The 26,760-nt window shown below is 72.8% G+C and carries 26 protein-coding genes; 14 read left to right on the top strand and 12 right to left on the bottom strand.

What is annotated here, in order from left to right; genetic code table 11:
- Positions 1 to 4: 4 nt before the first annotated feature.
- The 5 genes from ACH4N1_RS20360 to ACH4N1_RS20340 all read left to right on the top strand — a co-directional run bounded on the left by ACH4N1_RS20360 (position 5) and on the right by ACH4N1_RS20340 (position 4,567).
- Positions 5 to 1,123 carry a hypothetical protein gene (locus ACH4N1_RS20360; RefSeq protein ID WP_398098820.1) on the top strand — a complete coding sequence of 373 codons (1,119 nt, stop codon included), beginning with the start codon at positions 5 to 7 and terminating at the stop codon, positions 1,121 to 1,123.
- Between the two features lie 113 nt (positions 1,124 to 1,236).
- Entirely contained in the window at positions 1,237 to 1,911 is a 675-nt protein-coding gene (msrA, locus tag ACH4N1_RS20355) for a peptide-methionine (S)-S-oxide reductase MsrA (protein WP_398098819.1), read from the top strand.
- 49 nt (positions 1,912 to 1,960) lie between these two features.
- A complete protein-coding gene (locus tag ACH4N1_RS20350; RefSeq protein ID WP_398098817.1) occupies positions 1,961 to 2,554 on the top strand; it encodes a DUF4291 domain-containing protein in 594 nt (197 codons plus the stop codon).
- Positions 2,555 to 3,007: 453 nt separating this feature from the next.
- Positions 3,008 to 3,649, top strand: a complete 642-nt coding sequence (locus ACH4N1_RS20345) for a hypothetical protein (RefSeq protein ID WP_398099168.1) — start codon at positions 3,008 to 3,010, stop codon at positions 3,647 to 3,649.
- Positions 3,650 to 3,826: 177 nt separating this feature from the next.
- The gene (locus ACH4N1_RS20340) at positions 3,827 to 4,567 is read left to right on the top strand and encodes a Type 1 glutamine amidotransferase-like domain-containing protein (RefSeq protein ID WP_398098815.1); all 741 of its coding nucleotides are present in this window, start codon (positions 3,827 to 3,829) and stop codon (positions 4,565 to 4,567) included.
- Positions 4,568 to 4,686: 119 nt separating this feature from the next.
- On the opposite strand, the gene ACH4N1_RS20335 is transcribed toward ACH4N1_RS20340, so the two are convergent.
- Entirely contained in the window at positions 4,687 to 5,727 is a 1,041-nt protein-coding gene (locus ACH4N1_RS20335; protein WP_398098814.1) for an NAD(P)-dependent alcohol dehydrogenase, read from the bottom strand.
- Between the two features lie 168 nt (positions 5,728 to 5,895).
- Here ACH4N1_RS20335 and ACH4N1_RS20330 point away from each other — a divergent pair, with 168 nt between their 5' ends.
- A complete protein-coding gene (locus tag ACH4N1_RS20330; RefSeq protein ID WP_398098812.1) occupies positions 5,896 to 6,810 on the top strand; it encodes a helix-turn-helix domain-containing protein in 915 nt (304 codons plus the stop codon).
- Positions 6,811 to 6,978: 168 nt separating this feature from the next.
- Here ACH4N1_RS20330 and ACH4N1_RS20325 read toward each other — a convergent pair whose 3' ends face one another.
- From ACH4N1_RS20325 to ACH4N1_RS20310, 4 genes are all read right to left on the bottom strand, one after another.
- Positions 6,979 to 7,662: an ABC transporter ATP-binding protein gene (locus ACH4N1_RS20325; protein WP_398098810.1), complete on the bottom strand. Its 684-nt coding sequence runs from the start codon at positions 7,660 to 7,662 to the stop codon at positions 6,979 to 6,981.
- 37 nt (positions 7,663 to 7,699) lie between these two features.
- Positions 7,700 to 9,151 (bottom strand): ABC transporter permease, encoded by a 1,452-nt coding sequence (locus ACH4N1_RS20320; RefSeq protein WP_398098808.1) that lies wholly within the window; start codon positions 9,149 to 9,151, stop codon positions 7,700 to 7,702.
- Between the two features lie 135 nt (positions 9,152 to 9,286).
- Complete coding sequence (locus ACH4N1_RS20315; protein ID WP_398098807.1) at positions 9,287 to 10,534, bottom strand: Ig-like domain-containing protein; 1,248 nt, start codon at positions 10,532 to 10,534, stop codon at positions 9,287 to 9,289.
- 236 nt (positions 10,535 to 10,770) lie between these two features.
- A complete protein-coding gene (locus ACH4N1_RS20310) occupies positions 10,771 to 11,148 on the bottom strand; it encodes a hypothetical protein (RefSeq protein WP_398098805.1) in 378 nt (125 codons plus the stop codon).
- 109 nt (positions 11,149 to 11,257) lie between these two features.
- On the opposite strand from ACH4N1_RS20310, the gene ACH4N1_RS20305 reads away from it, so the two are divergent.
- Complete coding sequence (locus tag ACH4N1_RS20305) at positions 11,258 to 11,614, top strand: LAETG motif-containing sortase-dependent surface protein (protein WP_398098803.1); 357 nt, start codon at positions 11,258 to 11,260, stop codon at positions 11,612 to 11,614.
- Positions 11,615 to 11,656: 42 nt separating this feature from the next.
- The gene (locus ACH4N1_RS20300) at positions 11,657 to 12,454 is read left to right on the top strand and encodes a hypothetical protein (protein WP_398098801.1); all 798 of its coding nucleotides are present in this window, start codon (positions 11,657 to 11,659) and stop codon (positions 12,452 to 12,454) included.
- Between the two features lie 58 nt (positions 12,455 to 12,512).
- Here the strand turns inward: ACH4N1_RS20300 and hutH are convergent, their stop codons facing one another.
- From hutH to ACH4N1_RS20285, 3 genes are all read right to left on the bottom strand, one after another.
- Positions 12,513 to 14,051, bottom strand: a complete 1,539-nt coding sequence (gene hutH, locus ACH4N1_RS20295) for a histidine ammonia-lyase (RefSeq protein ID WP_398099166.1) — start codon at positions 14,049 to 14,051, stop codon at positions 12,513 to 12,515.
- Between the two features lie 155 nt (positions 14,052 to 14,206).
- A complete protein-coding gene (locus ACH4N1_RS20290; RefSeq protein ID WP_398098800.1) occupies positions 14,207 to 15,349 on the bottom strand; it encodes a diguanylate cyclase domain-containing protein in 1,143 nt (380 codons plus the stop codon).
- 107 nt (positions 15,350 to 15,456) lie between these two features.
- Positions 15,457 to 16,257, bottom strand: a complete 801-nt coding sequence (locus ACH4N1_RS20285) for an enoyl-CoA hydratase-related protein (RefSeq protein WP_363092915.1) — start codon at positions 16,255 to 16,257, stop codon at positions 15,457 to 15,459.
- A gap of 223 nt (positions 16,258 to 16,480) precedes the next feature.
- On the opposite strand from ACH4N1_RS20285, the gene ACH4N1_RS20280 reads away from it, so the two are divergent.
- Entirely contained in the window at positions 16,481 to 17,179 is a 699-nt protein-coding gene (locus ACH4N1_RS20280) for a hypothetical protein (protein WP_398098798.1), read from the top strand.
- Positions 17,180 to 17,617: 438 nt separating this feature from the next.
- Here ACH4N1_RS20280 and ACH4N1_RS20275 read toward each other — a convergent pair whose 3' ends face one another.
- Positions 17,618 to 18,745 (bottom strand): adenylate/guanylate cyclase domain-containing protein, encoded by a 1,128-nt coding sequence (locus ACH4N1_RS20275; RefSeq protein ID WP_398098796.1) that lies wholly within the window; start codon positions 18,743 to 18,745, stop codon positions 17,618 to 17,620.
- A 199-nt stretch (positions 18,746 to 18,944) separates the two neighbouring features.
- Entirely contained in the window at positions 18,945 to 19,838 is an 894-nt protein-coding gene (locus tag ACH4N1_RS20270; RefSeq protein WP_398098795.1) for a biotin--[acetyl-CoA-carboxylase] ligase, read from the bottom strand.
- A 110-nt stretch (positions 19,839 to 19,948) separates the two neighbouring features.
- Here ACH4N1_RS20270 and ACH4N1_RS20265 point away from each other — a divergent pair, with 110 nt between their 5' ends.
- Entirely contained in the window at positions 19,949 to 21,541 is a 1,593-nt protein-coding gene (locus ACH4N1_RS20265) for an acyl-CoA carboxylase subunit beta (protein ID WP_398098794.1), read from the top strand.
- A gap of 9 nt (positions 21,542 to 21,550) precedes the next feature.
- A complete protein-coding gene (locus ACH4N1_RS20260; RefSeq protein WP_366059752.1) occupies positions 21,551 to 21,757 on the top strand; it encodes an acyl-CoA carboxylase epsilon subunit in 207 nt (68 codons plus the stop codon).
- A 22-nt stretch (positions 21,758 to 21,779) separates the two neighbouring features.
- Here ACH4N1_RS20260 and ACH4N1_RS20255 read toward each other — a convergent pair whose 3' ends face one another.
- Positions 21,780 to 22,910: an SGNH/GDSL hydrolase family protein gene (locus tag ACH4N1_RS20255; protein ID WP_398098791.1), complete on the bottom strand. Its 1,131-nt coding sequence runs from the start codon at positions 22,908 to 22,910 to the stop codon at positions 21,780 to 21,782.
- Positions 22,911 to 23,028: 118 nt separating this feature from the next.
- Between ACH4N1_RS20255 and mmpB the strand changes: the two genes are divergently transcribed.
- Both mmpB and ACH4N1_RS20245 read left to right on the top strand, forming a co-directional pair.
- Positions 23,029 to 23,157, top strand: a complete 129-nt coding sequence (gene mmpB / locus ACH4N1_RS20250) for a morphogenic membrane protein MmpB (protein WP_366059750.1) — start codon at positions 23,029 to 23,031, stop codon at positions 23,155 to 23,157.
- A gap of 40 nt (positions 23,158 to 23,197) precedes the next feature.
- Positions 23,198 to 23,818 (top strand): Maf family protein, encoded by a 621-nt coding sequence (locus tag ACH4N1_RS20245; protein WP_398098789.1) that lies wholly within the window; start codon positions 23,198 to 23,200, stop codon positions 23,816 to 23,818.
- Here the strand turns inward: ACH4N1_RS20245 and ACH4N1_RS20240 are convergent.
- Positions 23,787 to 24,275, bottom strand: a complete 489-nt coding sequence (locus tag ACH4N1_RS20240) for a hypothetical protein (protein ID WP_398098787.1) — start codon at positions 24,273 to 24,275, stop codon at positions 23,787 to 23,789. The two genes, ACH4N1_RS20245 and ACH4N1_RS20240, sit on opposite strands and share 32 nt — an antisense overlap.
- 429 nt (positions 24,276 to 24,704) lie before the next feature.
- On the opposite strand from ACH4N1_RS20240, the gene ACH4N1_RS20235 reads away from it, so the two are divergent.
- Entirely contained in the window at positions 24,705 to 26,477 is a 1,773-nt protein-coding gene (locus tag ACH4N1_RS20235; protein WP_398098785.1) for an acetyl/propionyl/methylcrotonyl-CoA carboxylase subunit alpha, read from the top strand.
- Positions 26,478 to 26,760: the final 283 nt, after the last annotated feature.

The following is a 26,760-nucleotide window of genomic DNA, read 5'->3' as shown; positions in this document are numbered from 1 at the left end:
GGGCATGGAAATTCTCTGGGTCCTGATCGCGCTGGTGATGCTCAGCTTCGTGCTGCTGCCGTTCCTGCGGCGCAGGCGCGGCGGGATCGAGCAGGTCCCGGCCGGGCACCCCGACGCCGCGGACCCCGCGGACTACGGCTTCGTCCGCGAGGAGGAGCTGGACATCCGCATGCCCGGCCCCGACCAGGACCTGCTCGACGTCCTGAACGTGGTGCAGCGCACCCAGGACCACCGGGCCGCGCGGCAACTGCTGATGGGCACCGAGACCGAGGGCGAGCGGCGCTGGCAGCGCGTGCAGGCCTTCGCGGGCGCCGCCGCGCTGGAGCTCCAGCAGCGGCCCGGCGGGGTCGGTGACACGCCGGGCGGGCAGTGGCTGCGGGTGTGGCGCGCCGAGGCGCCCGAGGATCCGGGCGGGGCGGCGGTGCACGCCGAGTTCCTCGTCCAGCAGGCGTGGCGCACCTCGACGCCGGGCACGGACGACTTCCGGATCATCATGGAGGAGGCGAAGGACGCCTGCGGGCAGGCGGCGCTGCTCGCCCCCGGCGACCCGGTCCCGTACATCGTCGAGCTGTCGGTGGCCCGCGGTCTGGCCTACTCGCAGCGCGAGTTCGAGCAGCTGTGGCTGAAGATCCTGGACCGTGCCCCCGCGCACATGGGCGCACATCTGGCGGCCCTGCACTACTGGTGTGAGAAGTGGCACGGCTCGCGCGAGACGGCGATGTCCTTCGCGGAGGCCGCGGCGGCGCGCGCACCCCAGGGCTCCCTCCTCGCGGCGATGCCCCTCTTCGCGGTGTTCGAGCACCTGCCCGAGGTCAACCTGGTCACCGGTTTCTACCAGAGCGAGGTCGTGACCAAGGCGATCCACGGCGCCCTGTTCGCCGTCCACGCGGCCCGCCCCGACGACCCCATGCTGGCGCACGTGCGCCACCTCCTGGTCTTCTTCCTGGTGCGCGCCGAACGCTGGTCGGAGGCGGTGAACCAGCTGGTCCACGTCGACGGCCACGTGGGCGCGCTGCCCTGGACCCTGTCCGCCGACCCGGCGGGCGAGTTCGCGGTGTACCGCGCGCTGGCCGTGGCGGGATACGAGGCCAACGGCGGCAGCCCCGCGTCGCTCCCGCACTGAGCCCGGTCCCGGCCCGGGCCTGGGCCCGGGCCACCGGCCTGAGTCCAGGTCCGGGCCGGAATGCGCCGGGGCCCACAAGCGTTGACATGCCCGGACCCCTGATTGGAGACCGCATGTTCCCGCACAGCCGCAAGCCCCAGCTCCCGACCCCCGAGCAGGCTCTGCCCGGCCGCACCGAGCCGGCCTTCTCCGTCCCCGACCGCCACACCGTCCTCGGCACCCCGCTGCTCGGCCCCCACCCTGAGGGCCTGGAGACCGCCGACTTCGGCCTGGGCTGCTTCTGGGGCGCGGAGCGCAAGTTCTGGCAGCTCCCGGCGGGTGTGTGGACGACGCTGGTCGGCTACCAGGGCGGCCACACCGAGAACCCCACGTACGAGGAGGTCTGCTCGGGGCTGACCGGTCACACGGAGGTGGTCCGCGTGGTCTTCGACCCGGACGTCATCTCCTACGAGACCCTCCTGAAGACGTTCTGGGAGTCCCACGACCCCACCCAGGGCTTCCGCCAGGGCAACGACGTCGGGACCCAGTACCGTTCCGCGATCTACACCCACACCACCGCCCAGTCCGCCGCGGCCGAAGCCTCCCGTGACGCCTACCAGCAGGTCCTCACAGCGGCGGGCCACCCCACGATCACCACGGAGATCCTCCCGGCACGGGACCGGACGTTCTACCCGGCGGAGAGCCACCACCAGCAGTACCTCTCCGACGCCAAGAACCCGAACGGCTACTGCGGCCTCGGCGGCACGGGGCTGTCGTGCCCGATCGGTCTCGCCGAGGTCGAGGGCTGAGTCCTTAAATCGGTGGCCGCCCGGACCGGGCGGCCACACGCTGTACGGCATGGAAGAACCGCAACGCCGGATCCGCGCCGTCCACACGGAGTCCACGGTCACCGTCCACCAGGCGTACCCACCGGAGATCGGCGTACCCGCCGCCCGCGACGGCCGCTTCCCCGCCGCGTGGAAGCGGGACCGGATGACCTGGATCAAGCCGTCGTTCCTGTGGATGATGTACCGCTGCGGCTGGGGCGCCAAGGCCGGGCAGGAGACGGTCCTCGCCGTCGAGATCACCCGCGACGGCTTCGACTGGGCGCTGCGGCACGCGTGCCTGTCGAGTTACGTGCCCGGGGTGCACGCCGACCGCGAGGCCTGGCAGCGGCAGTTGAGGCGCGCGCCCACCCGTGTGCAGTGGGACCCCGAGCGGGACCTGCGCCTCCAGCCCCTGCCGTACCGGTCCCTGCAACTCGGCCTCGCCGGGGAGGCCGCACGGCGCTACGCGGACGAGTGGACGGTCGCCGTCCGCGACGTGACCCCGCTCGTCCACGAGATACGCGACCGTGTGACCGGTGGCGACCTCGATGCCGCGGCCCGGCTCCTCCCGCCCGAACGCCCCTACCCCGCCCCGGACGGGCTCCTGGCCGGCCTGTGCGGGTGACCTGTCGGGGAAAGGGCCGTGACAGTCGTCAGTCGGCCAGGTGGGACGCCGCGGTCGGCCGCGGTCGTGCGCACTGCCCGCGCGCAGGCCGCCCACCGGGCGCCGTCCCGGGTGCGCACGACCTTGGCCGGCGGCTCCGGTCAGGTCGTGCCGTGCCACGTGCAACGGGCTTCCCGGAAGGACACGCTCCGGGGATCGAGCCCCTCGGGAAAGTCCGGCCACTCCTCGACCGACGTCATGCCGTGAAGGCAGGAGGAGGCGGGGAGCCGCACAGGGGTTTCGGGCGAGCGGCTCCGACCGTCCGTGGGCAGGCGAGAATTCGATTGCCCACGCCCCCGGTTCCGCGGTCCGGTTGCCCGGCATGACCGACGTGCGGAATTCATCCGGCCACCTGTTCGTCGCTGTTCCCGTGACGGGACGAGCGCGATGCCAGAACCCGAGGAGCACGACCCGATGGTGAAGTGGACCAGTTCGACCGCCTCCGCCGAGCGGCCGGACCCCGAAGCCGGTCTGTCCGCCTACCAGTTGGCCATGCGGGACCGGCTGCTCGCCGCGCCGGTGGTTGCCGCGCCCGCGCCCTGGCGGTCCGTCTTCGGCTCCTGTGCGGCCGTGGGCGGGCTTCTCGGGATCGGGTTCGCCGTGCATCCCGGCAGCGGGAACGACCTGGTGATGGTCGTCTCGCAGGACGGTCACGGGCTCTTCGACGCCGTCACGGGCGAGAGGATCGCCCGCGATCGTGACCCCGGTCCGGAGGGCGGCATGCCCGACGAGTCGGAGGACCTGTCGTGTCCGGGGCTGGGACCGGTCGCCGGACGCCGGGTGCGCATCGCGGGCCTGTTCGGTGGCGGGCTGCACACCGGTACCGCGGACGGCTGGTCGGTGGAGGTGGTCCAGCCGGCCTGGCCGCACGAACGCGTCCTGCTCTCCCGCGGTGACGGACTCCCGCACCGCGGCCCGCACGGCGAGAAGTGGTGGCACGTCTTCCACTCGAACTACTCCACCCTCCGTGCCGTCGGTTTCTCCCCCTCCGGACGCACGCTCGCCGTCGCGACCAGCAGTGACCTGACCCTGTGGAGCCGCGACGGCGACCGGTGAGGAGAGGCCTTCCTGCCTCCGCCCCCGTTGCCGGACCCGTCACCGGACGGCTGTGCGCCGCGAAAATCGGCGGCGCACAGCCGTCCGTTCGTGAGTTACTGCCCCGGGCATCCGGGCCGTCCGTGGGGGCGGCCGTGTCCGTCGACGTCGTAGGCACAGCCCCGGGGGGAATTCCGTATGAGCGGCAGCAGTGATGTGTTCCTGATCGGTGGGGGGCGGGACGAGTCGGCCGCCGGCGCCGTCTACGGCCCCTTCCTGCGCGCCGCCTCCGCGGCCGTGCCCCGGGTGCTGTGCGTCCTCGTCGACGAGGGCGACGGCGCCGACCTGTTCGCCCGGTACGACACCCTGCTGCGCAAGGCCGGTGACTGCGCGCCGGTGCCGCTGCTGCTGCCGCTCGGGGAGCCGTTCGAGCCGGGGGCGCTGACGGCGGACGTGGACGCGCTGCTGGTGTGCGGCGGGCTGACACCGGCCTACCAGGAGGCGTTCGCCGACAGCCGCGACACGCTGCCCGCGCTGCTCGCCGAGCGGGGTGTGCCGTACGCCGGCTACTCCGCGGGGGCGGCGATCGCGGCGCGGGACGCGGTGGTCGGGGGCTGGCTGGCGGGCGGGGTGGCGGTGTGTCCGCCGGACACCGCGGAGGACCTGGAGGAGATCGAGGTGCGGGCCGGACTGGGGCTGGTGCCGTTCGGGGTGGACGTGCACGCGGCGCAGTGGGGGACGCTGGCGCGGCTGGCCGCGGTCGTGGCGGACGGGCGGCTCGCGCACGGGGTCGCCGTCGACGAGAACACCGTGGTGCGGGTGGCGGGCGGACGGGCGCGGGTCGCGGGACTCGGCCGCGCCCACTCCGTACGGCCCGCGCCGGCCGGCGGCGCGCTCGTGCGGTCGTACGGCGCCGGGGAGTCCTTCTCCGCGGGCTGACCCGAGAGGCCGGGCCGGCGGAGGACGTACGACGCGGGCCCCCGGCGCGTGCGGCCGGGGGCCCGTCGAAGGCGACGTGGGACGCGGGACGCGGGACGCGGGACGCGGGACGCGGGACGTCAGATGGTCGCCGTGTCGATCACGAAGCGGTAGCGGACGTCGCTGGCCAGCACCCGCTCGTACGCCTCGTTGATCTCGGAGGCGCTGATCAGCTCGATCTCGGCGCCGAAGCCGTGCTCGGCGCAGAAGTCCAGCATCTCCTGGGTCTCCTGGATGCCGCCGATCCCGGAGCCGGCGAGGGTCTTGCGGCCGCCGATCACCGAGAACAGGTTGAGCGCGACGGGCTCCTCGGGGGCGCCGACGTTGACGAAGGCGCCGTCCGTGCGCAGCAGGGCCAGGTAGGCGTCCAGGTCGAGCGGGGCGGAGACGGTGGACAGGATCAGGTCGAAGGTGCCGGCCAGTTCCTTGAAGGTCTCCGGGTCGCTGGTGGCGTAGTAGTGGTCGGCGCCCAGCTTCAGGCCGTCGTCCTTCTTGCGCAGCGACTGGGAGAGCACCGTCACCTCGGCGCCGAGGGCGTGCGCGATCTTGACGCCCATGTGGCCGAGGCCGCCCATGCCGAGGACGGCGACCTTCTTGCCGGGGCCGGCGTTCCAGTGCTTCAGCGGGGAGTAGGTGGTGATGCCGGCGCAGAGCAGCGGGGCGGCCACGTCGAGGGCGAGGCCGTCGGGGATGCGGACGACGAAGTTCTCGTCGACGACGATCTTCTCCGAGTAGCCGCCGTAGGTGGGCTCGCCGTCCTTGCCGACGGCGTTGTACGTGCCGACGCTGCCGCCGGTGCAGTACTGCTCCAGGCCGGCCTTGCAGTTGTCGCACTCGCGGCAGGAGTCGACGAGGCAGCCGACGCCCACGCGGTCGCCGACGGCGAACCTGGTCACACCGGGGCCGACCTCGGAGACGACGCCCGCGATCTCGTGGCCGGGCACCATCGGGAAGATGGCCTCGCCCCAGCCCTCGCGGGCCTGGTGGATGTCGGAGTGGCAGATGCCGGCGAACTTGATGTCGATCAGGACGTCGAACTCGCGGACCTCCCGTCGCTCGATCGTCGTGCGCTCCAGCGGAGCCTTGGCGGAGGGTGCGGCGTACGCGGCAACAGTGGTCATGCCGGGGTTCTCCTAGCAGTCGTACGCCCGGTCGGCCTTCGGACCGGGCACGGCGTCCAGCCTGCCCCGTATCGCGGCGTCCACCCAGGCCTCACTTGTGCCTACGTCCGCCGTGCCTACCACTGGCGGGGTCAGGTTCGCCTGCGTACGACCGTGAATACTGGACGCATGGACGAACAGGCCGATGCCGTACCGCAGCCCGGCGGGCGTCTGGACCGGCGTGCCGAACTCAGCGAGTTCCTGCGCACCCGGCGCGCCCGGCTGAAGCCGGGGGACGTGGGGCTGCCCGACTTCGGGCGGCACCGCCGGGTGCCGGGGCTGCGGCGCGAGGAGCTGGCGCAGCTGGCCGGGGTGTCGGTGGCGTACTACACGCGCCTGGAGCAGGGCAACGGGCGGAACGTGTCCGCGGAGGTGCTGGACTCGATCGCCCGCGCGTTGCGGCTGACCGACGCCGAGCACGCGCACCTGACCCATCTCGCCAAGCCGAAGCAGCACAAGAAGAGGCCGGCGGCGCGGGGCCGGCAGGTGCGTCCGGCGCTGCGGGAGCTGCTGGACCAGATGGACGGGGTGCCCGCGTACGTGATCGGGCGGCGGTCGGAGATCCTCGCCTGGAACCGGATGGCGGCGGCCGTGTTCGGGGACTGGGGCGAGCTGCCGGTCGCCGAGCGGAACTGGGCGCGGCTGGTGTTCCTGCGGCCCGACTACCGCGATCTGTTCGTGGACTGGGAGCAGAAGGCGATCGACATCGTGTGCGCGCTGCGGATGGACGCCGGCTGCTATCCGGACGACCCGCGGCTGTCGGCCCTGGTGGGTGAGCTGTCGGTGAAGAGCGACGACTTCCGGCGGCTGTGGGCGACCCACGACGTCAAGGACAAGGCCTACGGCGTGAAGCTGCTGCGCCATCCCCTGGTGGGTGAGCTGTCCCTGAACTTCGAGGGGTTCCGGCTGCTCGGGGAGAGCGAGCAGACGATGGTGACGTACCACGCGGAGCCGGGGTCGCCCTCGGCGGAGGGGCTGCGGCTGCTGGCGAGCTGGGGGACGGACGCGAGCCGGGTGGGGACGGGCTCCTCCTCGTCGGTGTGAGGACGCCCGCGCCGTCCTGAGCCGGGCGCGGACGGCCCGCCGGAAGCCGCTGCTCCGGGGAGCCGGTGTTCCGGGGGCCGCCCGCTCGGCGCGTCGGGTCGCGGGGACGCCGTACCGCGTGGGGCGCCGTACCGCGTGGGGCGCCGTGTCGAGGAGCGCCGTACCGCGTCAGGAGACGGCGTTCTCCTTGACGGTGATCTTCCCCTTGCGGATGGTGGCCACGCGCGGGGCCTTCTTCGCGATGGTGGAGTCGTGGGTGACCATGACGAAGGTCAGGCCGTGCTCCTTCCACATGGTGTGCAGGACGTCCATGATCTCGTCGCGCATGCCCTCGTCGAGGTTGCCGGTGGGCTCGTCGGCGAGCAGCACCTTGGGCTGCTTCACCAGCGCGCGGGCGATGGCGACGCGCTGCTGCTGGCCGCCGGACATCTCGCCGGGGAGGTGTCCGAGCCGCTCGCCGAGGCCGACGGACCGCAGGGCCTCGGCGGCCCGTTCGCGCCGCTCCCCGCCCTTCACGCCGAGCGGGACGAGGGCGGTCTCGACGTTCTCCTGCGCGGTGAGCGTCGGGATGAGGTTGAAGGCCTGGAAGACGAAGCCGATGTTCTCGCTGCGCACCTTCGTCAGCCTGGCCTCGGACAGTGCGGCCAGGTCGGTGCCGTCGAGGACGACCTCGCCCGCGCTGGGCCGGTCGAGGCCGCCGAGCATCTGCAGGAGGGTGGACTTGCCGCCTCCGGTGGGGCCCTGGATGACGAGCCGGTCGCCGTCCGGGATGGTCAGGTCGACCCCGTCGAGGGCGTGGACGACGTCCTTGCCGCGGGTGTAGCGCTTGGAGACGCCTCTGAGTTCGTACATGGGGACAACAACTCCTGGGATGGATGGGGTGGGCTGGCTACTCGACGCGCCGCAGCGCGTCGGCCGGCCGCAGCCGGGACGCCCGCCAGCCACCGAACGCCCCCGCGATCAGACCGCCGGCGACGGCGAGTCCGACCGCGACGGCCACCGTCGTGACACTCACCGGCGCCGTCAGCGCCACGTCGAGGGTGCGGGCCGCGGCCTGCCGGCCCGGACCGCCGAAGCCGCCGCCGACGGGACCGCCCTGGCCGCCGCCGGCGGAGCCGCCCGTCTCGGCCTGGAGGGTGGGGCTGACGGCGGTCACGGCGTAGGCGCCGCCGAGGCCCAGCGCGATGCCCAGGGCGCCGCCGAGGAGGCCGTTGACCATGGCCTCGCCGACGACCTGCCGGGTGACCCGGCCGGACTTCCAGCCGAGCGCCTTGAGCGTGCCGAACTCGCGCACGCGCCGGGACACCGCGGAGGAGGTGAGGAGTCCGGCGACCAGGAACGCGGCGACGAGGACCGCGACGGACAGCCACTTGCCGACGCCGGCGGCGAGCGAGGAGGCCGTGGAGAGGGAGCCGGAGACGGTGTCGGCGAGGTCCGCGGAGGTCGTCACCGTGGTGCCCGAGACGTTCTTCTGGATCGCGGACTTGACGCTGTCGATCTTCTGCGAGTCGGCCGCCCGGACGTAGATCGTGGTGACCTTGTCCTTGGCGTCGGCGATCGTCTGAGCCTGCGTCAGCGGGAGGTAGACGTTGGCGGCGGAGTCCCCGCTGTCGGCGGTGGCGATGCCGATGACGCTGAACTCGACGCTCTTGACGGTGAGCTTCGAACCGGCCTCGAGCTTCTTCTCCTTGGCGTAGGCCGAGTCCACGACGGCGACCTTCGCGTTCGCCTCGGTGGTCCTGAAGGTACGGCCGCTGGTGATCTTCGAGGAGGTCAGCGGGCCGAGGGCGGGCTCGGTGACGTCGGTTCCGTAGACGGAGTAGTTGTCGACGTCGAAGTCGGCGCCGCCGCCCTGGACTTCGCCCTGCGGCTGACCGTCGCCGCCACCGGGTCCGCCCGGCCCGCCGCCCTCGCCCTGCTGGAACTGGCCGCGGGTGAACTGGCCGTTGACCTTGACGACCGTCAGGCTCAGTCCGCCGACGGCGTCGGAGACGCCGCTCTGCTTGCCGACCTCGGTGACGGTGGCGGCCGACAGGGTCTGGAAGCCCTGGACCATGACGCGGTCGCTGCTCTGCTCGGCGTCGGAGTCACCGTCCTGCGCGTCGAACCGGAACCGGGGACGCTCGGAGGTGCCGGCGGTGGGCTCGGCCGCCTTGGTGACCGTCATGTCCGTGCCCAGGCCGTAGAGGGACTGGAGGACCTTGTCCTGGGCCTTCCCCATGCCGGCGGACACGGAGGTGACGACGATGACCAGCGCGATGCCGAGGGCCAGTCCGGAGGCGACGACGAGGGCCGCTTTTCTGCGGCGGCGCAGTTCGCGCCTCAGGTAGGTGAAGAACATGGCCGCAAGCTAGGTACGGACCGTGATGAAGGCGTAAGGCTGACATAAGAGAAGCATGAGAAGGCTGTGCCCGGCCCCGGAAACACCGGTGCCGCCCCTGGGGGCGGCACCGGTGGACTGTGGGCGGGATGTGCGTCAGGCGGCCGAACCGGCCTTCCACTGCGCCCAGTCCATGTTCCAGCCGTTGAGGCCGTTGTCCGGCGAGACGGTCTTGTCGCCGGTGTTCTGGACGACGATCACGTCACCGACGATCGAGCTGTTGAAGAACCAGGCGCCCGGGGTGTTCGGGTCGTCGGCGCCCTTGGTGTCGGACAGGCCGACGCAGCCGTGGCTGGTGTTCACCGAGCCGAAGATGGACTTCGCGCCCCAGTAGTTGCCGTGCACGAAGGTGCCGGAGTTGGTCAGGCGCATGGCGTGCGGCACGTCCTTGATGTCGTACTCGCCCTTGCCGTCGTCGTCGGTGAAGCCGACCGTCGCGCCGTTCATCCGGGTCTCCTTGAACTTCTCGGAGATCACCATCTGGCCCTCGTACGTCTTGTTGTCGGGCGAGCCGGCCGAGATCGGGATGGTCCGCACGGTCTTGCCGTCCTGCGTGACCTTCATCTGCTTGGTCTTCGCGTCGACGTACGTGACCTGGTTGCGGCCGATCTTGAAGGTGACGGTCTTCTGCTGGACGCCGAAGACCCCGTCGGCACCCTCGACCCCGTCGAGCGCGAGCTTCAGCGTGACGGTGGAGTTCTCCTGCCAGTAGTCCTCGGGCCGGCAGTCCATGCGGGTGGCGCTGAACCAGTGGCAGGCGACTTCCTGACCGCTGGTGGTGTTGACCGTGACGCCCTTCTGGACGGCGGCCTTGTTGGTGATCTCCTTGTTGAAGTTGATGGAGACCGGCATGCCCACGCCGACGGTCGAGCCGTCCTCCGGCGTGAAGTTGCCTATGAAGCTGTTGTCGGGGGAGACCGTGGTGAAGGAGGAGTTCTCGTGGGCCTCCAGGCCCTTGGAGTCCTTCGCGGTCGCCGCCAGCTTGTAGGTGGTCGAGCGCTCCAGCTGTCCGCTGGGCTTCCAGCTGGTCTTGTCGGCGGACAGCTCGCCCGCGACCTTGCCGCCGTCGGCCGTGGTCATCGTCACCTCGGTGAGCGTGCCCTTGCTCACGGTGACGGTCGCGGAGTTGTTGATGGAGGCGTTGTTCGAGCCGTCCGCAGGTGTGATCTTGATCTGGGCCTCGGAGGACTTCTGGGCCGCCGCCTCGTCGGCCTGGGCCTGTGAGGAGCCGCCTCCGCCGTCGGCCGCGTCACTGTCGCCGCTCGAGCACGCAGAGAGCACCAGAACACCACCGAGCAGGGCGGACGCAGTCATGAGACCCCTGCGCCGCCTACCGTCCGTCATCACACGCTTCTCCATCGTCGCCGATTCCCGGTAACCCCCGGGAGTCCCCGTCAAGACCTTCAACGCTACGACCGGTTCGTCCCGTTCCACATATGCCTGATGTGTGGGCCACACCACGTCCGCGGGCGCTCGGTCCCCCCCGGGGCCCCTGATGCGGGTGTCGGTCGGTGCGTCCCCTGAGACGACGAAACCCCGGGCGGCGGTTGCCCCCCGGGGTCATGAATTCCCCGGGACGCTCAGCCGATGCCGCCCGCGCGGCCGTCCTCCCCGGCGTCCGCCGCGCCGTCGTGGCCGTCATCATCCTCGTCGAGGTCCCAGTCCGGCGAATCGGGGTCGTACTCGACGGGCTCGGTGGACCAGGAGGCCTGCTGGAGTTCGATGCCGGGGATCTCACTGACCAGGTCGAACGGATCCACGAGGCAGGCGAGGGCCTCGGCCGTGTCTTCCGTCACAGCACTCTCGGCCTGCGCGCGCTCACTCTCCGGAATCTCCGGGTCCGCGGCCTCCTCCGCGAGCCGTCGCAGGGCGGCCGCGGTCAGGGCGTCCACGTCGTCGATCTCCAGGACGAGTTCAAGTCGAAGGCGGACAAAAGGGGATGTCTTTTCGGTAGTCACCCCCGGAGCGTACGGCTACCGGCGCCCGCGGCTTTCCCGCGACCCGCGCCGTTCATTAGCATCGGGGCACACGGCCAATTCGCCAGCGCCACAAGGGGATCGATATTCCGTGTCATCCGCTCGCCGTCCGTTGCTGACCGCCACCGCCGCGGGAACCCTGCTGGGTGCCCTGTGGTTCGTCCCGAACGCCCAGGCGACCCAGGACGAGCCCACCAGAACGGCCGTGACGACGCAGGTCACCACCCAGGCGCGGGCCGCGTCCGCGGACTTCACCGCCACCGCTCTCACCGCCGACACCGCCGACGTCTCCGATGCCTCCGACGTCTCCGATGCCTCCGACGGCACGCGCCTCGCCGACACCGGAAGCTTCGACACCACCCCGTACCTCGCGGGCGGGACGACCCTGCTCGCCCTCGGCGCCGGTTTCGTGGTCTATTCCGTACGCCGGGAACGTCTGGGTTTCTGAATTGATTTGACGCTTACTTGACCCGACCTTCATAGTCCGCTCATGAAGAGATCATCGGGGGCGCGGCTGTGCGCCACGGCCGCTGTCGGCGCACTGTCGCTCGTCCTCATCACGGGCTGCTCGGACGAGGGGTCGAAGAAGGACTCCAAGGGATCCTCGAAGGGTTCCGGTTCCTCCTCGTCCTCGGCCCCGGCCGCGAAGGCGCTGACCGCGGCCGAGCTGGAGAAGCTGCTGCTGGCCCAGGGCGAGGTCAAGGGCTACAAGGTGGACGCGGGCGACGCCAGTCTGCCGAAGTCCAAGAGCGCGGTGAAGGTCGACAAGGCCGCGTGCGAGCCGCTCGTCTACGCCATCTCCGCCCTCCCGCCGGGTGACACCGACGTGAGCGCGCGCAACACCGTCACGGAGGACAAGTCGGCCCAGGCCGCCACCAAGTCGCCCGAGGACATCAGCGAGTCGGACATCGAGGACGCCTTCAACGTCACCACCACGCTGGTCGGTCTCTCGTCCTACGAGGGCGACGGGGCCGAGAAGGCCATGAAGGCCGTCACCGACAGCGTCACGGCCTGCTCCGGCGGGTTCAGCATGACGGCCGACAGCGAGACCCAGAAGGCCACCAAGGTCACCTCGGCCAAGGCCTCGGGGCTCGGCGAGGAGTCCGCGGCCTTCACCGTGGTCGCCGACATGGACGGCGAGGGCACGGCCAACTTCCAGGTCGAGGTGGTGCGCAGCGGCAGCACGGTCGCCACGTTCTACGGCATCAACCTCGGCGCGCTGGCCAAGGGCGGGGACTCCCAGGTCCCGGCCGCCGTCTCCCAGGCACAGGTCGCCAAGCTCAAGTAGGCACAGCACACCGGGCCCCGCCGCACGCACGCGCGTACGGCGGGGCCCTTCCGTTCGGCTAGCGGAGCGGCCCTGTCACCGTCTCCACGGCCGCGACCAGCCGTCCGTCGCGCACGACGGCGTCGGCCGCGGCGAGGTCGGGGGCGAGGAAGCGGTCCGGACCCGGGCCCTGGACTCCCGCCCCGCGTACGGCGTCGAGGACCGCGCGGGTCGCGGGCGCCGGCGTCAGCCCCTCGCGCAGTTCGACGGCGCGGGTGGCGGCGTACAGCTCGACGGCGAGGACGCGCGTGAGGTTGTCGACGGCGGTGCGCAGCTTGCGGGCCGCCGACCAGCCCATGGAGACGTGGTCCTCCTGCATCGCGGAGGACGGGATGGAGTCGGCGGAGGCGGGCACGGCCAGCCGCTTCAACTCGCCGACCAGCGCGGCCTGCGTGTACTGGGCGATCATCAGGCCCGAGTCGACACCGGCGTCGTCGGCGAGGAAGGGCGGCAGGCCGTGGCTGCGGTTCTTGTCCAGCAGCCGGTCGGTGCGGCGCTCGGCGATCGACGCGAGGTCGGCGGCGGCGATGGCGAGGAAGTCGAGGACGTAGGCCACCGGGGCGCCGTGGAAGTTGCCGTTGGACTCCACGCGGCCGTCGGCGAGGACCACGGGGTTGTCGACGGCGGAGGCCAGTTCCCGTTCGGCGACGAGGCGGGCGTGGGCCATGGTGTCCCGTCCGGCGCCGGCGACCTGCGGGGCGCAGCGCACGGAGTAGGCGTCCTGGACGCGGGGCGCGTCGTCCTGGTGGTGCCCGGTCAGCTCCGAACCGGCCAGCACGGCCAGCATGTTGGCGGCGGAGTCGCCCTGGCCGGGGTGCGGGCGGATGGCGTGCAACTCGGGCGCGAGGACCCGGTCGGTGCCGAGGAGTGCCTCCAGCGTCAGGGCGGCCGTGACGTCGGCGGACTTGTAGAGGCGGTCCAGGTCGGCGAGGGCCATGATCAGCATGCCGAGCATGCCGTCGGTGCCGTTGAGGAGGGCCAGGCCCTCCTTCTCGCGCAGTTCGACGGGGGCGATGCCGTGCTCGGCGAGCAGCTCGCCGGCGGGCCGTACGGCCCCGTCCGGGCCCTCGGCGTCCCCCTCGCCCATGAGGGCGAGGGCGCAGTGGGAGAGCGGGGCGAGGTCGCCCGAGCAGCCGAGGGAGCCGTACTCGTGGACGACCGGGGTGATGCCGGCGTTGAGGAGGTCGGCCATGGTCTGCGCGACCTCGGGCCGTACGCCGGTGTGTCCGGAGCAGACCGTCTTCAGGCGCAGGAACATCAGGGCGCGGACGACCTCCCGCTCGACGCGCGGCCCCATGCCGGCGGCGTGCGAGCGGACGATGTTGCGCTGGAGCTGAGCGCGCAGTTCCGGGCTGATGTGCCGGGTGGCGAGGGCGCCGAACCCGGTGGAGACGCCGTAGACGGGCTCGGGCTTGGCCGCCAGCGCCTCGACGATCCCGCGTGCCGCGGCGAGGGCCGCCACCGCCTGCTCGGAGAGCTCGACCCGGGCGCCGTCGCGCGCCACGGCGAGCACGTCGGACGCGGTCACGCCGGACGTCCCCACCACCACAGTGTGCATATCCATATTCAAAAGCGTACGCAGTGAAGACGAAGATGTCACCAGTGGGGGCGGGCTTCGCCCCTTACCGGTGCGTCGCGGCCGCTCGGTGCCGCGTCGCAGCCGTTCACCGGTGCGTCGCGGCCGCTCGGTGCCGCCCGCAAAGGCGCCGCCGCTCAGTGCCGCCCGCGGAAACGTCGCCGCTCACCGGCCGGACCGTGCGGCGGCTCGTCGGCGAGGCGGACCACCGGGTCGTCGGGCCCCTGCCGCCCCGCGACGACCGGCCGGGCGGCCCGGACGGCCTTGGCACGGTACTGGGCCGCGTCCGCGAGCCGGAAGAGACGGCGGGCCGACCGTACCGGCCCGATCGGGTCCCCGGTGGAGGCCACCCCGCAGGCCACGCCCTCGCCCAGCTCCAACTCGGCCGCCCGGCGGCACAGTTCGTCGGCGACCTTCACCACCTCGTCGGCGGCCGGGCCGACGGCGAGCAGACAGAACTCGTCCCCGCCGAGCCGGGCGGCCAGCCCGCCGGGCAGCATCGCCCCGCACAGCGACAGCACGGACCCGAACCGTTCCAGGAGCCGGTCGCCGACGGCGTGCCCGCAGGTGTCGTTCACCCGCTTGAGCCCGTTGAGATCGCACACGACGAGACTGACCACGTCCCCGTGCGTCCGGTGCCGCTCCACCGCCTCCTCCAGGCGTACGTCGACGGCGCGGCGGTTGGCCAGGCCGGTCAGGGAGTCCGTGAAGGCGAGCCGGCGGGCCTCCTCCAGCCGCTCGGTCTGCGCGAGCCCGGCCGCGACCACGGCCGCCAGGACGGTCGCGAAGTCGGCGTCGCCGCGGTCGAAGACGGGGGTGCCGGAGGAGCGGGCCACGTACAGCTCGCCCCACGCCCGGCCGTGCAGCACGATCGGCGCGACCACGCAGGAGCCGCGCCCGCGCCGGCGCAGGGCGGCGACACGCTGGTGGCAGTAGCCGGGGCGGCCGGCGGCCGGCCCCTGGGCCGTCTCCACCCAGGCGTCGGGCTCGCCGCCCGCCATCCAGCGCTCGTGCAGGAACTCGGTGATCTCCGGGAACCGGTGCACCGGATAGGCCTCGTGCTCCGGGAACTCGTCCTCGTCCGGCGCCCGGTCCCCCACGTTCACGAGGACGCGCAGCCGCCCGAGGTCGCGCTCCCAGACCGACAGCGCGGCGAAGCCGCCGGCCAGCGCCCGGCAGGCGCCGAGAGCCGCGGCGCGCCACGACTCGCGGGGCGTGCGCGCCGCCGCCATCCCCTGCGCCAGCGCCACCACGGCCGCGAGGCGTCTGTCCTCACCCATCTCCCCAGGCTAGGGACATTCAGTAACAAAGGGGACTCGGGATGGTGCCGGGAGTGACGGCCCCGCCCCCCCCGGACCGGCTCACGCCTCATCGCCCCCGGACCGGCTCACTCCCCCGGCCACTGCGGCTTCCGCTTCTCGTTGAAGGCCGCGACCCCCTCGGCCCGGTCCCCCGAGAAGGCCACCGTCCGCCAGGCCGCGTCCTCCACCTCCAGCCCCGCCCGCAGGTCCAGCCCCTGCCCCAGCCGCAGGGCCCGCTTGGCCGCCCGCAGCCCCACCGGCGAGTTCGCCCCGATGCGCTCCCCCAGCGCCAGCGCCTCCTCCCGGTCGCGCCCCTCGTCCACCAGGACGTCCACCAGCCCCAGCTCCCGCGCCTCGGCGGCCTCGACCCGCCGCGCGGAGAAGATCAGCTCGGCCGCGCGGGCCGCGCCCACCCGGCGGGGCAGCAGCTGGGTCCCGCCACCGCCCGGGATCACCCCGACCGACACCTCGGGCAGCCCCACCACGGCCGTCCGGTCGGCCACGATCACGTCGCAGGCCAGCGCCAGCTCGAAGCCGCCGCCCAGCGCGAACCCGTGCACCGCCGCGACCGTCGGCACGGGCAGCTCCAGCACACCGGTGTACGCCCCTCGCGCGACCGGCCGCTGCCGCACCAGTTCGGCGTCGGAGAAGGAGTTGCGCTCCTTGAGGTCGGCCCCGACGCAGAAGGCCCGCTCGTGCGTCGAGGTGAGCACGACCACCCGTACGTCCCGGTCGTCGCCCAGCGCCGCGCAGGCGGCCCCGACGGACCGGGCCATCTCGGTCGACACGGCGTTCATGGCCTTGGGCCGGTCCAGGGCCAGCTCCGCGACATGCCCGTCCCCGTGCCGCCGCACCAGCACGAACTCCCCGAACCGTTCCTCACTCATGACACCCTCCGGGTTAACGCGGGTTAACAAATCTGGCTCGCCGATCATCGCAGCCGCGCCGCGCCGGGGAAAGGCCCGGCCGCGTCCCGCCCGCGTCGCGCTCGCCCCCGCCCACCCGTTCGAGTGACATCCCGCCCGACTCCCCTCGCACCGCCCGAGGGAGCGCATAACGTGCGTCCGCCACGGCGCAGAGGGGGCGCGACGACATCGGGAAGGGCACGCGATGACGACCACACCGGTGAGGACCCGGGCCGGAAGCGCGAGAGCGGACTGTGCCGAGGAGGCGACGGAGGCGACGGAGACGACGGAGACGACGGAGACCCGCCTCGGGCGGCTCCGCCGCACCCACGGGCGGCATCGCCGGCCCCGGCCCCGGCCCAGGAAGGCGCTGTTCGCCGCGGGCGGGTTCGCGCTGGCGGTGGGGGCCCTGAGTCTGCTGCGGCCGGGCTCGGACTCCGGCGTGGACACCGCCGAGGCCGGACCCCGGCTCCAGCCCACCGCGGACACCAGGCCGGAGACGGCCACGGGCCACCCGGCCGGCGCGACCGGCGCGGTCTCCCCGGCGCCCGGGCCGACGCCCACCGCCCCCGTCCCGATGGGCGGCACCCCCGCTTCCCTCGCGGCCCCCGTCTCCCCCGCGGTCCCCACCGCCTCCCCGACCTCCGCGGTCCGTGCCCCCAGCGGCCCCTACGGCCCGCGCACGACGCCGTCGGCCGGGGCGCGCCCGCGCACACCGGCACCCACGTCCTCCCGGAGCGCGACCCCCCGGCCGCCGCGCGATTCCGGGCCTTCCCGCCCTTCCGAGTCCACGGCGCCCGGCCCGGCCACCGCCCCGCCGCCTCCCGGACCGACGGGCGGTCCCGGACTCTGCCTGCCGGTCGTCGGACTCTGCGTGGACACACTGACCGGTCCGGCGGACTGAACCGGGAGCGGGTCCGGCGGACTGAACCGGGGAGCGGACCCCGGAACCGGTCCGCCAGACTGAACCGAGGAGCGGACCCCGGAACCGGTCCAGCAGGTCGTACCGGAGACGCGGAACCCGGAGACTCGGAACCCCGGAGCCGGTGCGCCGGATCGCGTCGAAGACGCGGGGTCCGGCACGCCCTCCTCCGGACACGCCCTCCTCCGGAGGGGTGCCCCAGCCCGGACAGGTGCACCGGCGGCGCCGTCCTCGGTCGCCCTGCTCCCCCACGCCCGGTCGCGTCCACGCGAGGGCCCTACCGCGAGGGCCCCACCGCGACAGCGGGCTCCTCCGCCGCGCAGCCGGGCGTACCGGGCCCCGCCCACCCGGACCGGAAGGCGCCGCCGGTTCCTCCGCCTCGATCCGCCGGTTCACCCGGCTCGGTCCGCGGGAGCGGCCCTACGCGCCGCCGCCGTTGCGCCGCGTGAGCAGCCAGGGCTCGACCACGCCGAGCCCGCGCACCGGCCGCTGCCACATCGGCTGGAGCGCGAACCGGTACCCGGGCGGCTCCTCGCCCTCCTTCTCGGCGGCGGCCGCGGCCTCGGCGGCCTCCGCCTCCGAGGCGGGCGCGTCGCCGGTGCGGACCAGTTCCTCGGCGAAGGCGCTGTCCACGAGCACGGCGTCCCGGGGCGCTATCGACGTCAGCCGGGAGGCCAGGTTGACCGTCGTGCCGAAGACATCGCCCATCCGGGTGGTCACCGTGCCGAAGGCCATGCCGACCCGCAGCTCGGGCATCGTCGGGTCGTTGCTCATCGTCTCGACGAGCAGCAGCGCGATGTCGGCGGCGGTGCCGGCGTCGTCGGCCGCGTACAGCACCTCGTCGCCGAGGGTCTTGATCAGCCGTCCGCCGCGGGCCGCGACCAGGTCGGCGGCGGTGGTCTCGAAGGCCTCGACCAGTTCGCCGAGCTCCTCCTCCTCCATGCGGCGGGTCAGCCGCGTGAAGCCGACGAGGTCGGCGAAGCCGACCGCGAGCCGGCGGTCGACCATCTCGTCGTCGTCCGCGGCCTGCACGACCCGTCCCGCCGAGGCGGCGAGCTGCCGGCGCCACACGTAGACGAGGAACTCCTCCAGTTCGGGCAGCAGCAGCTCGACGATCGGATACGTCACCTCGGTGCGGGTCATCCCCGGCTCGGGCGGCTCGGTCAGTCCCTCCAGGAAGGAATCGATCTGCCACTCCGCCAACCGGGCGGTGGTCTGCCCGGTGGACCGCGCGACCTGCACCGCCATGGCCTCGCTCAGCAGCCCCGACTCGACGAGACCGGCGAGGCGGCGCAGGGCCAGTACGTCGGCCTCGGTGAGCGCCTTGGCCTGCCCGATGTCGGCGAAGCCCATGGCCCGCCAGAAACGGGAGGCCAGCTCCATGGAGACACCGGCGCTGCGGGCCGCCTGGAAGGGGGTGTAGCGGCGCTCGGCACCGAGGATGAGGTGCTCGAGGCGCAGGGCGAGGGGGTCGTCACCGGGGTCGGCGGCCGGATCGTCAACCCGGCCGTCCGCGCCCTCGTCGGAGCCCGTGTCGTCGACGGTCACGCCTGCTGCCCTTCCGATCTATCGCGGTCAGGTTTCGACCGGGCCCAACTCTACGGCAGGTGTGCGCCAGCTCACTCCGTTCGGAGAAGCGGCCCGTCCCGCCGCCGACCGGGCCGGCCGGCCGGCGCCGGCCGGGTGTCCCGGTCCGTCCGGGGCCGTCCTCCCGGAGGAGTTCGGGACGAGGCCGTCCGGGCGCGGCTCACGCCGGTCGCAGGTGCACGATGTCGCCCGCGCCCACCGGCTCGCGCACCCCTTCCCCCGTGGCGATGACCAGCCGCCCGTCCCCGTCCACGGCCATGGCCTCCCCCACCACCGAGCGCTCCCCGGGCAGCTCCGCCCGCACGGTCCGCCCCAGCGTGGCGCACCCCGCCGCGTACGCCTCCTGGAGCCCGGACAGGGACGGGTCACCGCCGGCCCGCCGCCACCGCCCGTACCACTCCTCCAGGGAACGCAGCACCGCCCGCAGCAGCGGATCGCGGTCCGTGCTCACCGCCCCGGCCAGCGCCAGCGACCCCGCCTGCGGCACCGGCAGCTCCCCGGCCCGCAGGGTGACGTTGATGCCGACGCCCACCACGACCCCGTCCGTCCCGGCCCGCTCCGCCAGGATCCCCCCGGCCTTGCGCTCCTGGCCGCCGACGGTCACCAGCAGGTCGTTGGGCCACTTCAGCGCCGTGTCGACGCCCGCCGCCCGGGACAGGCCGGTGGCGACCGCGACGCCGGTCAGCAGCGGCAGCCAGCCCCAGCGCGCCACCGGCACCTCGGCCGGCCGCAGCAGTACGGAGAAGAACAGCCCCGACCGCGGGGGCGCCGTCCAGCGCCGGTCCAGCCGTCCCCGGCCGGAGGTCTGCTCCTCCGCCACCAGGACGGTGCCCTCGTCGGCCTTCCCGGCGGCGGCGAGCGCGACCAGGTCGGAGTTGGTGGACCCGGTGCGGGGCACGATGTCGACCGCCGTCCACAGCCCGCCCTCGCGGAGGAGTCCGCGCCGCAGCGCGACGGCGTTGAGGGGCGGACGGTCCAGGTCGGACCACCGGCTGCTGCCGTGTCCTGGATTTCCTGGGGTTCCGGGGTTTCCTGCTGCATCTCGCGGCGTCATGCAAGCCACCCTAGGTGTGGTAAATGCCGCACTGCCGATCGGTGGGGCCGCCACTACTCTACGAATGAGTAACCGTCCCCCCTTTTGAGCAGGCAGGGAGCCGCATCCCGATGTCCGAGTCGGAAGAGATCGACATCCACACGACCGCGGGAAAGCTCGCGGATCTCCAGCGCCGCGTCACGGAGGCGACGCACGCCGGCTCCGCACGCGCCGTCGAGAAGCAGCACGCCAAGGGCAAACTGACGGCCCGTGAGCGCATCGAACTCCTCCTGGACGAGGATTCGTTCGTGGAGCTGGACGAGTTCGCCCGGCACCGCTCCACCAACTTCGGCCTGGAGGACAACCGCCCGTACGGGGACGGTGTCGTGACGGGGTACGGCACCGTCGACGGCCGGCCCGTCGCCGTGTTCTCGCAGGACTTCACCGTCTTCGGCGGCGCTCTCGGCGAGGTCTACGGCCAGAAGATCGTCAAGGTCATGGACTTCGCGCTGAAGACCGGCTGCCCGGTCATCGGCATCAACGACTCCGGCGGCGCCCGCATCCAGGAGGGCGTGGCCTCGCTGGGGGCGTACGGCGAGATCTTCCGCCGCAACACCCACGCGTCCGGGGTGATCCCGCAGATCAGCCTGGTCGTCGGGCCGTGCGCGGGCGGCGCGGTCTACTCGCCCGCGATCACCGACTTCACCGTCATGGTCGACCAGACCTCGCACATGTTCATCACCGGTCCGGACGTCATCAAGACGGTCACCGGCGAGGACGTCGGCTTCGAGGAACTGGGCGGCGCGCGCACCCACAACTCCACGTCGGGCGTGGCCCACCACATGGCGGGCGACGAGAAGGACGCCATCGAGTACGTCAAGCAGCTGCTGTCGTACCTGCCGTCGAACAACCTCTCCGAGGCCCCGTCGTTCCCGGAGGAGGCGGACCTCGCCGTCACCGACGAGGACCTGGAGCTGGACACGCTCGTCCCGGACAGCGCCAACCAGCCGTACGACATGCACACGGTGATCGAACACGTCCTGGACGACGCCGAGTTCTTCGAGACGCAGCCGCTGTACGCGCCGAACATCCTGACCGGCTTCGGCCGGGTGGAGGGCCGTCCGGTCGGCATCGTCGCCAACCAGCCGATGCAGTTCGCGGGCTGCCTGGACATCAAGGCCTCCGAGAAGGCGGCCCGGTTCGTGCGCACCTGCGACGCGTTCAACCTCCCGGTCGTCACCTTCGTGGACGTGCCCGGCTTCCTGCCCGGCGTGGACCAGGAGCACGACGGCATCATCCGCCGCGGCGCCAAGCTGATCTACGCCTACGCCGAGGCGACCGTCCCGCTGATCACGGTCATCACCCGCAAGGCCTTCGGCGGGGCGTACGACGTCATGGGCTCCAAGCACCTGGGCGCCGACCTCAACCTGGCCTGGCCGACCGCCCAGATCGCGGTGATGGGCGCGCAGGGCGCGGTCAACATCCTGCACCGCCGCACGATCGCCGAGGCGGAGTCCGCGGGAGACCTGGAGGCGACCCGCGCCCGGCTGATCCAGGAGTACGAGGACGCGCTCCTCAACCCCTACATCGCCGCCGAACGCGGTTACGTCGACGCGGTGGTCATGCCGTCGGACACCCGCCGGCACATCGTGCGGGGCCTGCGTCAGCTGCGCACCAAGCGGGAATCCCTCCCTCCGAAGAAGCACGGCAACATCCCCCTGTAAGGAGCCGCTGTGATCAAGGTCGTACGGGGCAATCCGACCCCGGAGGAGCTGGCCGCCGCACTGGCGGTGGTGCGCGCCCGCGCCGCGGCGGCGACGGCCGAGCCGTCCGGCGCGCAGGACGCCGGGGACTCCTGGTCGGACCCCTCCCGCATCGCGGCCCGTCGCCTGCCCCGTCCGGGCCCGGCCGCCTGGGGCCGCACGTACTGGCCCGGTTAGGGCCTGTCCGGTCTCCCGCCCGTCACAGGCGGGCGGCCGCGGCCTCGGCCATCACCGCGTATCCCGCGTCGTCGGGGTGCAGGTGGTCGCCGGAGTCGTACGCGGGGTGCAGCCGGTCCGGGTCCGCCGGATCGGCCAGGGCCCGGCGCAGGTCCACGACCGCGTCGTAGGCGCCGGAGCCGCGCACCCACGCGTCCACCTCGCGGCTCACCCCGGCCGCGTGCCCGCCCCAGTGGTCCGAGCCCCCGAACGGCAGCAGGGTCGCCCCGATCACCCGCAGGCCCCGCCCGCGCGCCTGCCGTATCAGCTCCCGGTGCCCCGCGATCAGCTCGTCCGCCTCCACCACGGGGGCGGGCTTGTACGTGGGCTGCTCGTCCGTCTCGCCGAAGCCGATGTCGTTGAGGCCGAGGAGCACCACGAGGGTGTCCACGCCCGGCTGGTCCAGCACGTCGCGGCGCAGCCGGTGCAGGGCCTTCTCGCCGTACCAGGCGGAGTCGTTGAGCAGCAGGTTCCCGCCGATCCCGGCGTTGAGGACGGGACGTCCGGTGCGCCGGGCCAGCTGGTCGGACCAGCGCCGGTCGGCGCCGGGCGTCGAGCCGAAGCCGTCGGTGAGGGAGTCGCCGAGGAGGGCGATGCCGTCCGTCCGGCCCGCGTCGGTCTCGACGGCGGTGAGGAAGTACCAGGACTCGCTCCTCGCGTCGAAGCGCTCCCCGCCCGCGTCCGCCGTGAGGTCGCCCTCGCCGCGGTGGCTGGTCGTGAAGGCCTGCGCGTGGAAGGTGGCGGGGCCGGTGACCGCGTCGAAGTGCAGGGTCAGCGTCAGCGCCTGTCCGGGGGCCACGGCGAGGGGGGCCGGGTCGCTGAGCAGGTGGCCCCGGGCCGGAATCACCGCGGGCCCAGCGCCGTCGAAGGTGAGGCGGGTGACGGAGTCCGGCTCGACGGCGGCGCCCGCGGCCGCGCGGGCCACCGTGGCGGCGGCGACCCGGACCGGGGAGGTGCCGTAGGCGTTCGACAGCCGGACGCGCACCCGGTCGCCGCCCGCCGTGAGCCGGACGGTCTGGCGCACGGACTGGCGCCAGAAGCCCTCGCGGGACCAGTTGGGGGTGAAGCCCTCGCTGGGGAGCTGGGGCGGGGCGGTCCAAGCGGTGGTGAACACGGGCGTGTCCTCTCGTCGGCCGGCACGGTGCGTGCTTTAATGAAACCACAGTCCCATTTAAGGAAGTTGAGTACGCGTACTCAGGCATCCGGCATCGCGTCGTCGCAGGCTGGACGGCATGCTGTGGTCCGACCCCGAGAACGAACCGCCCGAGGAACTGCGCGACATGCAGGAGATGTTGCGGCGGCTCGGGGTCCTCATGGCGCTGGCCATGGTGCTCGCGATGATCGTCATCGGCCTCGGGTGACCGGGATGAACGCGGCGCGGCACGCCGATACCCTGACCGCATGACCGATCAGCCGCGCCGCCGTCTCGTGCTCGCCTCCCAGTCCCCCGCCCGGCTGGGCCTGCTGCGCCAGGCCGGGCTCGACCCCGAGGTGATCGTCAGCGGGGTCGACGAGGACGCCGTGACCGCCCGGACCCCTGCCGAACTGGCCCTCGCCCTCGCCGAGGCCAAGGCCTCCGTCGTGGCCGCGAAGCCCGAGGTCCGGGGCGCCCTGGTGATCGGCTGCGACTCGGTCCTCGACCTGGACGGCGAGGCCCTCGGCAAGCCCGCGGACGCCGAGGAGGCCACCGCCCGCTGGAAGTCCATGCGCGGCCGCGTGGGCACGCTGCAGACCGGCCACTGCGTCTACGACACCACGACCGGGCGCTACACCTCCGCCGTCGCCTCCACCGTCGTCCGCTTCGGCGAGCCCACCGACGAGGAGATCGCCGCGTACGTCGCCTCCGGCGAGCCCCTCCACGTCGCCGGGGCGTTCACCCTGGACGGCCGCTCGGCGCCCTTCATCGACGGCATCGACGGCGACCACGGCAACGTGATCGGCATCAGTCTGCCGCTCGTACGCCGACTGCTGGCGCAACTGGGCGTGAACATCACGGAGTTGTGGGCGCCGGCGGACCACTGACCGGGGCCGGCCCCTGGTCCCGCGGCCCCTCGTCCCGGGGGTCGGCGGCGGGCGTGGCGGGCCCGTCGTGGCGGTCGTACGTCATCAGCAGCAGCACGATGAGCGCGAGCACGACGACCATGAACAGGAACGCGGGCCACCCCACCAGCCCCCACGCGACGGCGGCCAGCAGTCCGTGCACCACCGCCGCACTGATCAGCAGGACGCGGCCGAGGCCGGCCGGCGGCCGGTCGCGGACCGCCACCAGCAGGGCGACCAGCCCGCAGAAGGCGAAGTAGAGACCGAAGACGATCCCGCCGGCCTTCGACGACGTCGACATCATGTCCGGGTCCAGGCCCGCCAGGGACATGTCCTGACGGTCGACGACGATCCCCAGGAACCAGTTCAGCGCGGCGACGCCGACCGCCTCCAGGACGAGCACGACCGCCACGACGACTGCCACCGGTCTGCGCACCACCGGTCCCACCCACTTTCGACCCGGCCCGTACGGGCCCCCTGGTTACCCCGAGCAGTGCCCGCCCGCCGCCCGACCGCCACCCCTCGGGGAGGCCCCTCGGGCCGCCGGGCCCTCTTCGGCGTCCCGAACGCTACTAACGGGTAAACCAGGGGACAAGGGTTCTGCCGGCGGCAAAGAATCATTGGGCCATTCGTAGGGACTCCACAAAGAATCGGAGTGGGCCGCAGCACGTGCTCACAGAGACCTTGGCCACAGTGGAGGGCTAGGGTTTCCGGAAGGAGTGCTGCGTACGGCGGTGCTGCAAGGGATTTCGCAATCGAGTGAGCCTGACATCACGCTGTGTGTGGGAAAGCTCACCATCGAGGACGGGTCGATCAGTCGTGTCGGCAGTCCCTAAACTCGGCTTGTTTCAAGGAGGGAGCCTCAATCGTGCGCAAGGTGCTCATCGCCAACCGTGGCGAAATCGCAGTCCGCGTGGCCCGGGCCTGCCGGGATGCCGGTATCGCAAGCGTCGCCGTGTATGCCGAACCGGACCGGGACGCTCTGCATGTCCGCGCCGCGGATGAGGCGTTCGCCCTGGGCGGTGACACTCCCGGCACCAGCTACCTCGACATCGAGAAGGTGCTGAACGCCGCCCGCGAGTCCGGGGCGGACGCGATCCATCCCGGCTACGGGTTCCTCTCGGAGAACGCGGAGTTCGCCCAGGCCGTCCTGGACGCGGGCCTCATCTGGATCGGCCCGCCGCCGCAGGCCATCCGCGACCTCGGCGACAAGGTCGCCGCCCGGCACATCGCCCAGCGCGCCGGTGCGCCGCTGGTGGCGGGCACGCCGGACCCGGTGTCGGGCGCCGACGAGGTCGTCGCCTTCGCCGAGAAGCACGGCCTGCCCATCGCGATCAAGGCCGCCTTCGGTGGCGGCGGACGCGGCCTCAAGGTCGCCCGCACCCTCGAAGAGGTCCCCGAGCTGTACGACTCGGCGGTCCGCGAGGCCGTCGCCGCCTTCGGCCGCGGCGAGTGCTTCGTCGAGCGCTACCTCGACAACCCCCGGCACGTCGAGACCCAGTGCCTCGCCGACACCCACGGCAACGTCGTCGTCGTCTCCACCCGTGACTGCTCCCTGCAGCGCCGGCACCAGAAGCTGGTCGAGGAGGCCCCGGCGCCGTTCCTCTCCGACGAGCAGATCGCCGAGCTGTACTCCTCCTCCAAGGCCATCCTCAAGGAGGCCGGCTACGTCGGCGCCGGCACCGTGGAGTTCCTCGTCGGCATGGACGGCACGATCTCCTTCCTGGAGGTCAACACCCGTCTCCAGGTGGAGCACCCGGTCACCGAGGAGGTCGCCGGCATCGACCTGGTGCGCGAGATGTTCCGCATCGCCGACGGCGAGGAACTCGGCTACGACGACCCGGCGTTGCGCGGCCACTCCTTCGAGTTCCGCATCAACGGCGAGGACCCGGGCCGCAACTTCCTTCCGGCCCCCGGCACCGTCACCAGGTTCGACGCCCCTTCGGGGCCGGGTGTGCGGCTCGACGCGGGCGTGGAGTCCGGCTCGGTCATCGGCCCGGCCTGGGACTCCCTGCTGGCCAAGCTGATCGTCACCGGCCGCACCCGCAAGGAAGCCCTCCAGCGGGCCGCCCGCGCCCTGGAGGAGTTCCAGGTCGAGGGCATGGCCACGGCCATCCCCTTCCACCGCACGGTGGTGAGGGACCCGGCGTTCGCCCCCGAACTCACCGGCTCCGACGCCCCCTTCACGGTCCACACCCGCTGGATCGAGACGGAGTTCGTCAACGAGATCAAGCCCTTCGCGGCCCCCGCGGACACCGAGGCCGACGAGGAGGCGGGCCGCGAGACGGTCGTCGTCGAGGTCGGCGGCAAGCGCCTGGAGGTCTCCCTCCCGGTCTCGCTCGGCATGTCCCTGGCCCGCACGGGCCTCGCGGCGGGTGCCAAGCCCAAGCGGCGCGCGGCGAAGAAGTCCGGCCCCGTCGCCTCCGGTGACACCCTCGCCTCCCCGATGCAGGGCACGATCGTCAAGATCGCGGTCGAGGAGGGCCAGGAGGTCAAGGAGGGCGACCTGATCGTCGTCCTGGAGGCCATGAAGATGGAACAGCCCCTGAACGCGCACCGCTCCGGCACCGTCAAGGGCCTCGCCGCGGAGGTCGGCGCCTCGATCACCTCGGGCGCCCCCATCTGCGAGATCAAGGACTGACCCACCCGTCCCACCTCGGAGCCCCGCACCCCGGAAGAGGGTGCGGGGTTCCGTCGTCACACACCCCCGCCGGTCGGCCGACGGCACCCATGCCCACCCCAGGGGCGCGGGGCCGTACAGCACAGCGGCTCCGCCGAGCGGGCGCGCCCTCACCGGCAGGACACGGTGACCGATCAGCCGGCGGCACCCCCTAGGTCCTGTCGTCAAATTCCTGCCGTCCGCCTGGAGGGCGGGCTCTGCGGCGTCAGGTGCGTGCTCTCGGCGTGCCGGGCCCTGATCCTCG

It is taken from the genome of Streptomyces sp. NPDC017202, from assembly GCF_044331705.1.
Classification (GTDB): Bacteria; Actinomycetota; Actinomycetes; order Streptomycetales; family Streptomycetaceae; genus Streptomyces.
This window is presented reverse-complemented; position numbering and strand designations above follow the sequence as displayed.